Source organism: Mycoplasma sp. P36-A1 (genome assembly GCF_049478495.1).
In the GTDB taxonomy this organism is placed as follows: Bacteria; Bacillota_I; Bacilli_A; order JAJDGJ01; family JAJDGJ01; genus P36-A1.
Genome location: NZ_CP168083.1, coordinates 1,787,980 through 1,801,351, shown reverse-complemented (window position 1 = coordinate 1,801,351; position 13,372 = coordinate 1,787,980). Strand labels below are relative to the sequence as shown.

Below are 13,372 nucleotides of genomic sequence, written 5' to 3'. Positions count from 1 at the left end.
AACTATAAATTCGATTTATTTATTAAATGCAAAAATAATTTAAGAAAAAGTTAAAAATGTTAGCACTTTCATTAATAATATTAAGGTAAGACATTAGCAATATTACTATGACATAAGACAAGTTCAACAACAATATAGACACACGATAAGTAAATATTATAGGGTTATCATTGCTCAATATCACTACCTATTGTCACGTATTGTAAAAATTGATATTATTTATTTAATACAAACAACAGGTGCATTTAGATGCAAGAAAGTTAGGAGTGAAGTTTTGTGGAAGAAACACATAAATTAGAAAGAGGATTATCTAATAGGCACATTCAATTGATGGCTATTGGAGGTGCAATTGGTACAGGATTATTTCTAGGTTCAGGGCAATCAATAGCCTTAGCTGGACCATCTATACTATTTGCTTATATGATTACAGGAGGAGTATTGTTTTTAGTAATGAGAGCTTTAGGTGAAATACTATTATCTAACCTAAATTTCCACTCTTTTGTAGATTTTACTAAAGAATACTTAGGAGAAAGAATGGCCTTTTTAGTTGGATGGACATATTGGTTATGTTGGGTATGTGCTGCAATGGCTGATTTAACAGCAGTTGGATTATATACACAGTATTGGATACCAGCAATGCCTGGATGGCTACCAGGATTAATAGCTCTAGCTATACTAGTAGGATTAAATTCATTATCAGTAAAACTATTTGGTGAAATAGAGTTCTGGTTTGCGATAATTAAAATAGTAGCAATTATTGCATTAATATTAGTAGGTGCATATTTAATATTTACAGGACTACAATACACTTCAAGCAATGGTGAAGTAATACACGCATCATTTAGTAATATCATTTCAAGACATGGATTATTTCCTAAAGGTATAAAAGGATTCTTGATTTCATTTCAAATGGTTTGTTTTGCCTTTGCTGGAATAGAAATGATAGGTTTAACTGCTGGAGAAACTGCCGATCCAGAAAAAAGTTTACCAAAAGCAGTAAATAGTATTCCAATAAGAATAATATTATTTTATGTTGGTGCTTTAGCAATCATCATGTCAATATATCCTTGGGATATAGTAGACCCAACACAGTCTCCATTTGTAAAAGTGTTTATGGCAGCAGGTATAGCTTCGGCTGCAACAGCCATTAATTTTGTCGTATTAACTTCGGCAATGTCAGCTTGTAACAGTGCAGTTTTCTCAACATCAAGAATGGTCTTTTCATTAGCAAAAGGAAATTCTGCACCACAGATGTTTAAAAAAGTATCTAAGCATAAAGTACCTTTAAATTCATTACTATTTTCAGGGAGTGTCATAGGTGGAGCAATCTTAATAAATTACTTTGTTCCAAACGCTTCACAAGCATTTGTACTTATATCAGGAGTTACAACAACATGCTTTGTCTTCATTTGGGGAAGCATTACTCTATCACATTATCGCTATCGTAAAACAAGACCAGAACTGGCAAAAACATCAAAATTTAAAATGCCATTATTCCCAATATCAAGTTATGTGATCTTTGGATTCTTAGCATTTATAATAGTAGTATTAGGAGTAAATGATGCAACAAGACTACCATTATTATGTACTCCTATCTGGTTTATCATATTATTAATAGCATATCATGGAATTTTAAAAAACAGAGAGCGAAAAATCATTAAAAATAACAATCTAGTTATAAATAAATAAGAAATTTAAATAATTTATAACATTTTCTATACTTAAACTTAATCAGGTAAATAGATAATTCATATACATATGCTATACTTCATGATAAAGTCGTGATACTTATTTGTACATCTACAAATTACAGGCTTTATTATTTGAATTGCGTATATTAATGTGGTTATATTAAGGTAGAGCAATAAGTTAGATAGATATAATTGCAAAAAAAATGAAATGAGGAAAAGAATATGGATATGAGCAAATTTAAAGGTCTAGAATCAGAAAAAGTATTTGAGTTTTTTAAAGAAATAAACCAAATTCCAAGAACTTCTAAAAATGAAAAAGCAATAAGTGATCATTTAAAAAAATGGGCTGAAGATCGTAATTTAGAAGTAATTCAAGATGAAGAAAATAATATTATTATTAAAAAAGCAGGACAAGGTAAACTTGCTACTGCACAACCAGTTATATTACAAGGTCACATTGACATGGTTGGAGAAGCAGGGAAAAACTCTAAACATGATTTCATGAAAGATCCAATTGAAATGATAATTAAAGGTGATGACATCTATGCTAATGATACTACTTTAGGTGCAGATGATGGAATCGGTGTGGCTTACTCAATGGCATTATTAGATGATTTAAAATCAGATTTACCTCCATTAGAAGTAATTATTACAACTGATGAAGAAACAGGAATGACTGGTGCACACCACATTGATGTTTCATCATTAAAAAGTAAAATTTTCATTAATATTGACTGTGAAGAAGAAGGTGTATTCTACATGTCATGTGCTGGTGGTAATAATACAAATATTAATATCCCAGTTGTATACGAAGATGTTGAAGGACTATGTGTTGAAGTTGAAGTAACAGGTGGACTTGGTGGTCACTCTGGACTTGAAATTCACAAAGATAGAGCTAACTCAAATAAAGTTATGGGAAGATTCTTAAACTTACTTGCAGAAGCTAAAATTGCATTCCAAATTATTGAAGCTAACGGTGGATCAAAAGTAAACGCCATTACAAGAGATACTTTAGCTAAAATAGTTATTGCAAATGAAGATTTAGAAAAAATCACAAAAATTTGTACTAAATTAAATGAAGAATTAAAAGAAGAATATACACCACAAGATAGTGATGTTCATGTAGTATTCTTAAATACTGCAAAAGGTAGCTTCAAAGCTATGACTAGAGAAGATTCATTAAGAGTAGTATACGCCCTAGTATTAACTCCAAATGGACCTCAAACTTATTCTAAATATATTGAAAACTTAGTTCAAACTTCAACTAACCCAGGAGTTTTAGAAACTAAAGAAAACATTGTAACAATTGGATCAGCATGTAGATCATCAGTTGTTTCTCAAAAACAAGCATTAGTAGAAGAATTTAATGTTATTGGTAAAGTAGTAGGAGCTGAAGTTGTTTCAGGATCATTCTACCCAGCTTGGCCATTCAATCCAAATTCAAAAATCAAAGATCTATTTGTAAAAAAATATGAAGGACTTTTTGATAAAGAACCAGTAGTAAGTGCAATTCATGCTGGACTTGAATGTGGACTATTTAAAGAAAAAATGGCTGCCGATGTAGAATTCATCAGCTTTGGCCCAACTATTAATGGTGCACACACTGCTCAAGAACACATGAACATTGCTTCAGCAGACAATAACTACCGTTTACTTAAAGCAGTATTACAAGATATTGCAGAGTACTAAAAACAAGTAGAATAATACAAGATAAAAAAAGTAATTACAATTTGTAATTACTTTTTTTTATCTATTAGAAATTTTCTAAGTTTTCTCCATCTAATCTAAATCTAATCCATTCTTTTAGGGCGTTTGCTCCAATTTTTTCTTCATAGAAGTCAATTGAGTTTTGATTCCAATCTAAACATACCCACTCTACTCTTGTATAATCTCTTTCCTTAGCAATTGCAGAAAGTTTTTTGAAGACCATTGTTCCAATACCTTTATTACGGTATTCTTCATCGACAAATAGATCTTCTAAATATAAAGTACCTTTGCAAGTAAAAGTAGAAAAACCAGTAAAGAAGACAGCAAAAGCAACAGGTTTATTATTATCTTCAATAAGTAAAACCTCAGCACATTTGTTCTCAAATAAATTCTTTTCAATTAAACTAACATCCCCAGTAACTGCTTCAAGCATCTCTTCATAGATTGCTAGTTTAGTAATAAAATTAAAAATGGTGCTTGCATCTTCACGTTTAGCAAGTCTCATAGTATACTCATTCATATTAACACTCCTTATTATTGTATAATTATGTTATACCTAAAATATCACAATTATGCAATATAAACACAAAAAAAAGTTATAGCATAAGCTATAACTTAAATAATTATTTTACTAATTTTGCATTTTCAAACAATGTCATATATTGTTCAATAACCATTGTAGCACCAGTAATATTATTAGCAGCACCTTCTTCAGTTAATTGTACATTTTTAAGACCTTCATTTTGAGTCATATATAAACTAACAGCTAAAGCTTGTTCGTTAAATGGAGCTTCATTTTCACCCATGTCAACTTTTCCTTCTTCTTTAGAATCAGTTGATTTCCAAGTTGTAGTTTCACCTTCAGTTTTGAAAGCATCAATATTAGCAGCGATAATTTTACCATTTAATACATAGTAACCTAATGTAGGAATATATCCTTGAGCATCAGCAGTAGTACCTTTAGCATAATAAACACCATCAGTTAAGTCACCTTTTTCAACAACACCATGTTTCTTAGCATCATCAATTAATTGAGGAAGCTCAGAGAACGTAATAGTTGCACCAGCAACAGCATCAGTTTTGTTATCATCATTAAATTTAATTCCTGTTAAACCATCATGTTCATTAATATAATCAGCAATTACACCATATTGAACATCCATCTCACCAGCATTACCAGGTGATAATACATATTTACCCTCTTTAGATAATTCAGCTTTAGTCTTAGCAGTACCTGACTGTAAGTTTACAGAATCAATCTTAGTATTAGTAATTTTTCCATCAGCAACATCAAATGTTAAAACTGTTTGCCATCCATTAGATGGATTATTGTCTGCAGCAGCATAGCTTCCATCTGCAGTTGCTCCACCACATGCAGTTAATATAACCGCTAATACTAATGCACTAAATACACTTAGAAATTTTTTCATAATATTTTCTCCTTAATAATTATTAGAATTGTTCTACTTAAATTATATCAATAACATGAATTGTAAGCAATACATTTTTAACAGTGTACTAATGAAATCTTTCACAAACAATAACTTTTGTCACGCTATTTTTATTATATATCTATAGAAATTAACTATAAGTAAAAGTGCTCTAATATATATTAGGAAAAACACTATTTGTATATATTAATTTATTACTATATTTATGAAATCCATTTATTTATGTTATAATCAAAACATAAGGGAGGAATAAACAGTGATAGAGTTTAAAAATGTTAAAAAGAATTATGGTAAGCACACTGTTATCGAAGATATGAATCTAGTAATCAATGCTGGTGAACTAGTGACGCTTATCGGCCCTAGTGGTTGTGGTAAAACTACCACATTAAAAATGATTAATAGACTAAATGATGCTACTAGTGGAGATATCTTGATAGATGGTAAAAGTATATATGATCATGATCCTATTAAATTAAGAAGATCAATGGGGTATGTAATACAGCAAACTGGATTATTTCCAAATATGACAATAGAACAAAACATCGGTGTTATACCTCAAGCTGAGGGTCTATCGGCAGAGGAAATCTTAAAAAGAACCAAATCATTATTAGAGATGGTTGGTTTAGATTATGATACATATGCAAAAAGATTTCCAGATGATTTATCTGGTGGACAACAACAAAGAGTAGGAATAGCAAGAGCATTTGCTAACCATGCTGATATTATTTTAATGGATGAACCATTTAGTGCACTTGATCCAATAACTAAAGCACAACTACAAGATGAACTAAATAAAATTCAAAAGAAATTTAAAAAGACTATTGTCTTTGTTACTCACGATATGAATGAAGCAATAAAAATTTCAAATCGTATTTGTATAATGCATGAAGGTAAAATAGTACAATACGATACACCAGAAAAGATAATGAGAGATCCTAAAAATGATTTTGTATCATCATTTATTGGAGAAAATAGATTATGGGATAGTCCAGAACTATTAAAAGCAGAAGATATAATGAATAATAATCCAATAACAGTAAATAAAGAACTATCATTATTTTATGCTATATCTTTATTTAGAGAGAAAAAAGTAGACCACTTAATAGTTGTTGATGATGAAAATGTTTATCAGGGAACTATAAGTGCTGCTAATCTTCGAAAAGAAATAGAAGAAGGTGCTAAAGTAATGGATTATGTACAAAACACAATATTTACATGTGATGTTAATGAACCAATATTAAATTTATTTAAACATATACCAGAGCATGAAGTGTCAATGATACCAGTACTTAAAGATGGAAAATTACAAGGTATTATAACTAAAACAAGTATTTTAGTTACCTTTGTTAACCATACATTAAATGCAGGAGGTGAAGAATAATGTCATCAATTATTTCATATTTTGTAGACAACATGGGCACTATTCTTAACTTAACTGGAGAACACTTAGTAATAACAGCAATAACAGTTGGAATTGCAATACTTATAGGTGTACCATTAGGGATTTCAGTTTATTACTTTAAAAGAACAAGTAAATTAGTGTTAGGAATTGCCAACATTATTCAAGCTATTCCATCACTAGCACTATTAGGATTTATGATTCCATTGCTAGGTATAGGTAAATTACCAGCAATAGTAGTTGTTACATTGTACTCACTACTACCAATCATAAAAAATACTTACATAGGAATTAACAATATAAATCCTAATACTATAGAAGCGGCTGTTGGTATGGGATTAACAAAAAAACAAATCCTAACAAAAATTCAATTGCCAATAGCATTGCCAGTAATCATGACAGGTGTTAGAATTGCTGCAGTAACTGCTGTAGGAGTTGTAACAGTAGCTGCCTTTATTGGTGGAGGAGGATTAGGTTTCTTAATCTTCTCAGGTATTAGAACAGTAAATAATGAACAAATAATAGCCGGAGCAGTTCCTGCTTGTATTTTAGCTCTAATAGTTGATGGTGTCTTTGGTAAAATAGAAGAAAAACTATCATATAAAAGAGTTTCAGGACCTTCAAATAAAAAAGTAATGTATGGTATTTTTGCCGCTTTAGCTATAGCAGTAGTAGGTGGGCTTGGATATAATACATACCAAAACAGTCAATATGATATGGTAGTAGGTGGAAAAGACTTCACTGAACAATCAATTATTGCTAGTATAGCTGCAGAAGTTATTGAAGATCAAACAGATTTAAAAGTAAAAAGAGAATTAAATCTAGGTGGAAGCTCAATTGCTTATGAAGCAATGGTCAATGGTAACATTGATATGTATTTAGATTATACAGGTACAATGTATGTATCAATATTAAAACAAGATCCAATATCAGATACTAATAAAGTGTTTGATTATGTAAAAAAAGAGTTTGACAAAGTAGGACTATATGTATCAAATTCAATTGGATTTAATAATACATATACAATATCAGTATTACCAGAGTTTGCTAAAAAACACGATTTAAAAACATTATCAGACTTGAAAAAAGTTGCTAGTGATAGTGTAGTAGCAGCAACATTAGAATTTGTAAATAGACAAGATGGACTACCAGGTCTAGAAAAATTATATGGTTTTAAATTCAAAAGTGTTACACCAGTAGATGGATCACTAAGATTTAGTGCTCTAGAAAATGGAAGTGCACAAGCTATAGATGCTTTCTCAACAGATGGACTAATTTCTAAGTTTAACTTAACAATATTAGAGGATGATAAACATTATTTCCCTCCATATTATGCAGTACCAGTAATAAGAAATGAAACATTAGAAAAATTTCCAGAGTTAAAAGATGTCTTAAAAACTTTAGAAAACATTATAGATGAAGAAGAAATGCAAAAATTAAACTATAAAGTAGATGAAGAACAACAAGATCCTGAACAAGTAGCAAAAGAATGGTTAGTTGAAAAAGGAATAATAACAGAATAGTTTAAAAACAAAACACCTCTAAACAAAAATGAATAGAGGTGTTTTTCTTTTTACTAAGTGAACACCTTAAATTTACAATGAGTTATCAACTTATGTATATTATGTGATATAAATATAATGAATAAGATATTTATAAATATTTATAGACATAACATATGTAAAAATATTATAATGGTTACAATAAGGGGGAGTTAATATGATAAAAAATAGATATGATAGAATTATAAATTCCATGAAAGAAAATAATATTAACCAAATAGTTGTAACGGATGAATGGTCAATTTACTATATGACTAATGTTCAATTCCATACAGGACATCGTATGATAGCATTAATCTTGTCACAGGACAAAGCGCCAATACTATACATACATGAGATGTTTCCAACAGAAAAATTAAGTGAAGATATAATAGTAAAGAAATGGAAAGATACAGATAATTATATTCAGGCTTTGTATGATGATTTAGAAACAGATAAAGTAATAGGTGTTGATAAATTTATGGAAGCAAGATATTTAATACCATTACAAGATAGAGGATTAGCACATCCATTTGTAGTAGGATCATTTGTAATTGATCGAATAAGAGCATTAAAAGATGAAAAAGAAATAAAACTAATGGAAAATGCTAGTAGAATTAATGATGAAACAATGATAAAAATACAAGAGTTTATACATACATACAAGGGTGATATAACTGAAGAACTAGTTAAAGATAAAATTGCAGAATACTATGCTGAGCAAACTGATGAAGGATTCTCTTTTTCACCAATAGTAGGATTTGGAAAAAATGCAGCAGATCCACATCATAAAATTGATAATACTAAACTACAACCAAAAGACTGTGTAGTATTAGATATAGGTTGTTACAAAGATAAATACGCTTCAGATATGACAAGAACAATCTTTTACAAAGAAGTTTCAGATTTACATAGAGAAATATATGAAATAGTAAAAGAAGCAAATTTAAGAGCTCATGCAGCTGTAAAGCCAGGTGTTAAAGCTAGCACAATAGATAAAATAGCAAGAGACTATATAACTGAAATGGGATATGGGAAATACTTTACACATAGACTAGGACACTTTATCGGAATGGAAGTACATGAAGCAGGTGATATATCAGCTTCAAATGATCAAATTCTTGAAGTAGATAATATCTTTACAATAGAACCAGGAATATATATATATGATAAAAATATCGGAGTAAGATTAGAAAATATAGTAATAGTAGAAAAAGAAGGAGCACGCTCATTAAATAAAATTAGTTTAGATTTAAAAGTGCTTTAAAATAAGAAATTAATAGTATATTTATATTAAGCTAGTATATCAACTATTGATATGCTAGCTTTTTTTCTTATCCAATCTATTTTATACATTATAATTTCTTTTAGCTAAACTACTTTAATTTAATATATATAATCAATAATAGTAAAAAGATAAAAAAGTAATAAACAATAAAAGATAATGTAGTTTGTCTATGAACTAAGTTAAAAATAACTAAATGTAGGCACCTTAATAGCATAAAAATCCTTTTTTTGACATAATTAAATCAAAAGAGGAGGAGTTAAATTGAAAACTAGAAACATAGAAGAAGTTGAAGATAAAAAAGTAAGTTGGATTGAGTTGTTTAATGATTTAATCTTTGTAGTAGCTATTGCAAGTGCTGATCATTGGTTTCTTGAAATAGAAGAAGGACATAATCAAATATTAAACATTATCATAAAATACCTATTAATGATAATTCCAATGTGGTGGGCTTGGAGTGGTCAAACTATGCTAATGAATCGTTTTGGAGATTTGATAAAAAATATAAGGTACTACATGTTTGTACAAATGGGATTTATAATCCTAATGACAGCAAGTTTTAATTTAGATTTTGATAAAACATACTTAACCTTTATATTAGGATATGCAGGAATAAGACTTGTAACCATAATACAATATCTAGTAGTCTACAAAACATCAAAAGATGTAGAAATAAAAAATGTTGCTTTAACTTTAGGTAGAGGAATGAGTATCTCTTTAGCGATAGCGTTAATATCATTATTATTTCCAAGCCCATATCGTTACTATATAATGTATGTAGGAATGTTCATAGATATAGTAAAACCATTGACTAAGAAAGCTCATTTGAACAAAGTACCAGTTAATTTAGGACATTTATTAGAAAGAGTAGGCTTATTAGTAATGATAGCTTTTGGAGAGGCAATAGTATCAATTGTAACTCTATTAAGTGAACATACAAGCGAAGTTAACTATTTAATCTATAGTTTAGTAGCATTTCTAATGCTGGTAGTTTTATGGTCAGGATATTTCATGAAAGCAGATGTTATAACAGATAAAAGAATACAAAGTGATGGGCAAGTAATAGTATATGGAAATCTAATATTAGTCGTATCAATAATGATAATTGCAGCAGCAATAGACATGGGTTCACTAACAGTCTTAGAAGAAGGCACTTTAGAACTTCTATCATTTTTATTAGGCTTATCATTTATAACCTTTATAACAGTAAAGCATTTCATCTTTAAAGCCTATTTACACGAAGACTATACCTTTTCTAATAAAGCATACTATATAGTTTTATGTTCTATTATACTTATAACAGCACTAATGTATATAACCTCAACCAATATGGTAATTAACATGTTCTTATTAACAATTATTGCATATGCAGATAACAGATTAAGTTATAAAGTAACAAAATAAATAGATATGTTTATCATGCTTACATAATAAAACTACATCATTGAATAAATATTATAAATAAATAATCTTCTCAATTACTACATTCCTCAAAATAGAAATAGCTATTTAAATTTAAACCTCTAAATATACCAAAGAACAAAGTTAAATAATATTAATACTTTGTTCTTTTTAGTTTTAAGAAACTTTATTTACTAATTACAAAAAAAAGGATAACTTTCGTTATCCTTAATGATTAACTTAACATCAATTTAAAAAGTATTATTAATCAATACTTTTTTTATAAGAAATATATTGAAATCCTTTTACTATTTCAACGATTATTAATGGTAGTATTGTTAAACCAATAGCTAAATATAATGGAAAACCTACTAATGCAGTTAAATTAAAGAAAGTATTTAAAGGAGAATACACTAAAGCAACATTCAATAATAAACCTAAAATAACACAATACATTAATGGCATGTTTTCCCATGGTTTAGAAAAAATTACTGGTTTATGTTGTGATCTAATTGCTAAAACATATAACATTGGAGCAGTAGCCATAATCGCAAAAGAAACAGTAGAAGCTTCTAAATAATTATATCCTCTAGCATTCATAATTAAATAAGCTGCTAGAACACATCCACCTACAGCTAAGGCAATTGTAATCATATTAGTCCACATACCATGGAAAATAGTCTCACTTTTTGCTCTAGGTTTCTCTTTCATAACATCAGGATCATTTGAGTCCATACCAATAGGAATGGCTATTAATGATTCAACAATTAAGTTAACCCATAAAACATGAATAGCTCCAAGAGGTTGTCTTAATCCCATTAAAACAGCAATTAAGATTGCAAAGACAGCTCCAGCATTAGTAGCTAAAACAAACTGTACACTTTTCTTAATCTTATTATAGATATTACGACCTTCTTCAACAGCATAGACAATAGTTGCAAAATTATCATCCATTAAAATCATAGAAGAAGCTTGCTTAGCAACATCAGTACCAGTTATACCCATAGCAACACCAATATTAGCAGTTTGTAAAGAAGGAGCATCATTAACACCATCACCAGTCATTGAAACAATGTTTCCTTGTGATTGTAGCGCTTTTACAATACGTACTTTATGTTCAGGACTAACACGAGAATAAACACAGAAATTATTAGCAATTTTTGCTAGTTCTTCATCGCTAGTGTGATCTAATTGTTTACCAGTCATAACTTGAGAACGATCATGAACCATTTCTAGTTTACGAGCAATAGCAAATGCTGTATTAGGATGATCACCTGTAATCATAATAGTTTTAATACCAGCTCTTTTTGCTTTAGCAATAGCTGCTTTAGCCTCTTTACGTTCAGGATCAATCATTCCAACAGCACCAACAAAAGTAAGACCATGTTCTAATTTATCATCAGCAACACTTTCAGCATCACGATAAGCAAAAGCTAGTACACGTAAAGCTCTATCAGACATATTTAAAGAATGACTTGCAATAGTTTTTTTATCTTCTTCAGTAATATCTCTAACAACAACACCATTATCTGTATACTCTTCAATTGAAACACAACGAGATAAAATATTATCGATAGCTCCCTTTACAAAGGCAATAGTACGTCCATCAAATTGATTAACAGTAGTCATTAATTTACGCTCTGAATCAAAAGGAATTTCATTAATACGAGGATGCTCATCACGGTATTCTAGTTCTTTAATACCATACCCATTACCAAAATAAGTTAAAGCTAATTCAGTAGGATCACCAATAGGATTTTTCTTAGCATCAGTAAAAGAATCATTATTTAAAACCATACTTTGAAGTAGAGTATCATCTAAAGTTAAAGGAGTTGCATCAATATCATAAGCACCAATGAAATACTCTTCAACAGTCATTTTATTGATTGTTAATGTACCAGTTTTATCAGTACAAATAATATTTACAGTACCTAAACTCTCAACAGCAGGTAATTTTTTAATAATTGCATTCTTTGTTGCCATCTTTGAAACAGATAGCGCTAAAGTAATTGAAACAATAACTGGTAAAGATTCAGGAATAACAGCAACAGCTAAAGTAATAGCTGAAATAAATGAATCTGCGATATTAATACCATTAAAGAAATAACTAATTCCCATAATAATAGCAGCAATAATAAAAGCAAATATAGAAACATAAGTACTCAATTGCGCTAATCTTTCTTGTAATGGAGTTTTTAGTTTAGGAGCTTCATTAATCATCGAAGCAATCTTACCAATTTCAGTAGTTTGACCTACTTCAACAACAATACCTTTAGCACGACCATTAGTAATAAAAGTTGAACCAAATAACATATTTTTACGATCACCTAAAGAAGTTTCAGGATCACTAATAACATCAGCATGTTTTTCAACAACAGTACTTTCACCAGTTAAAGACGCTTCATCTACAAATAGGCGAGCAACTTCAATTAATCTAATATCAACAGGAACAAAATTTCCAGCTTCTAGTAAAATAATATCACCAACAACTAACTCACTTGATTCTAATTCTAAAGTCTTACCACTTCTAATAACAGTAGACTTAGGATTAGTCATTTGTTCTAAGGCATTCAATGCATTTTGTGATTTCTTTTCTTGAACAGTAGAAATAACAATATTAATAAGAATAATTGCCGTAATAATAATAACTTCTTTCCACTCACCAATAGCTGCACAAATAATAATTACACCTAATAATACTAAAGTTAAAGGTTCCTTAATATTATTCCAAATAATCTGAATAGTATTCTCCTCTTCTTTAGTAGCTAATTCATTTTTACCATACTTAATTCGATTAAGTTCAATCTGCTTCTCATTCAAACCAGCAGGTGAACCTTCAACATCACTAATAATTTGTTCAATTTTTTTATTGTACCAATTCATATGCATTCTCCTTT

The 13,372-nt window shown here is 29.4% G+C and carries 9 protein-coding genes; 6 read left to right on the top strand and 3 right to left on the bottom strand.

The genetic code is table 4. The features are described 5' to 3' along the window. The first annotated feature begins 276 nt into the window (after window positions 1-276). Window positions 277-1,689 (top strand): amino acid permease, encoded by a 1,413-nt coding sequence (locus ACD762_RS08735; protein WP_423363611.1) that lies wholly within the window; start codon window positions 277-279, stop codon window positions 1,687-1,689. A gap of 224 nt (window positions 1,690-1,913) precedes the next feature. After that, window positions 1,914-3,380, top strand: coding sequence for an aminoacyl-histidine dipeptidase (locus tag ACD762_RS08730; RefSeq protein WP_423363609.1), 1,467 nt, complete (start codon window positions 1,914-1,916; stop codon window positions 3,378-3,380). A 64-nt stretch (window positions 3,381-3,444) separates the two neighbouring features. Here ACD762_RS08730 and ACD762_RS08725 read toward each other — a convergent pair whose 3' ends face one another. Beyond that, on the bottom strand, window positions 3,445-3,918 hold the full coding sequence (locus tag ACD762_RS08725) for a GNAT family N-acetyltransferase (RefSeq protein ID WP_423363608.1): 474 nt from the start codon (window positions 3,916-3,918) through the stop codon (window positions 3,445-3,447). 103 nt (window positions 3,919-4,021) lie between these two features. Beyond that, the gene (locus ACD762_RS08720) at window positions 4,022-4,828 is read right to left on the bottom strand and encodes a hypothetical protein (protein WP_423363607.1); all 807 of its coding nucleotides are present in this window, start codon (window positions 4,826-4,828) and stop codon (window positions 4,022-4,024) included. A 277-nt stretch (window positions 4,829-5,105) separates the two neighbouring features. Between ACD762_RS08720 and ACD762_RS08715 the strand changes: the two genes are divergently transcribed. From ACD762_RS08715 to ACD762_RS08700, 4 genes are all read left to right on the top strand, one after another. After that, window positions 5,106-6,230 (top strand): betaine/proline/choline family ABC transporter ATP-binding protein, encoded by a 1,125-nt coding sequence (locus tag ACD762_RS08715; protein ID WP_423363606.1) that lies wholly within the window; start codon window positions 5,106-5,108, stop codon window positions 6,228-6,230. Next, on the top strand, window positions 6,230-7,771 hold the full coding sequence (locus tag ACD762_RS08710; protein ID WP_423363605.1) for a glycine betaine ABC transporter substrate-binding protein: 1,542 nt from the start codon (window positions 6,230-6,232) through the stop codon (window positions 7,769-7,771). The genes ACD762_RS08715 and ACD762_RS08710 overlap by 1 nt, the downstream gene beginning before the upstream one ends. Before the next feature lie 196 nt (window positions 7,772-7,967). After that, window positions 7,968-9,056: a M24 family metallopeptidase gene (locus ACD762_RS08705; protein WP_423363604.1), complete on the top strand. Its 1,089-nt coding sequence runs from the start codon at window positions 7,968-7,970 to the stop codon at window positions 9,054-9,056. Between the two features lie 282 nt (window positions 9,057-9,338). After that, window positions 9,339-10,478: a low temperature requirement protein A gene (locus tag ACD762_RS08700; RefSeq protein ID WP_423363603.1), complete on the top strand. Its 1,140-nt coding sequence runs from the start codon at window positions 9,339-9,341 to the stop codon at window positions 10,476-10,478. Window positions 10,479-10,739: 261 nt separating this feature from the next. Here ACD762_RS08700 and ACD762_RS08695 read toward each other — a convergent pair whose 3' ends face one another. Continuing rightward, window positions 10,740-13,358: a cation-translocating P-type ATPase gene (locus ACD762_RS08695; RefSeq protein ID WP_423363602.1), complete on the bottom strand. Its 2,619-nt coding sequence runs from the start codon at window positions 13,356-13,358 to the stop codon at window positions 10,740-10,742. Between the last annotated feature and the right edge of the window lie 14 nt (window positions 13,359-13,372).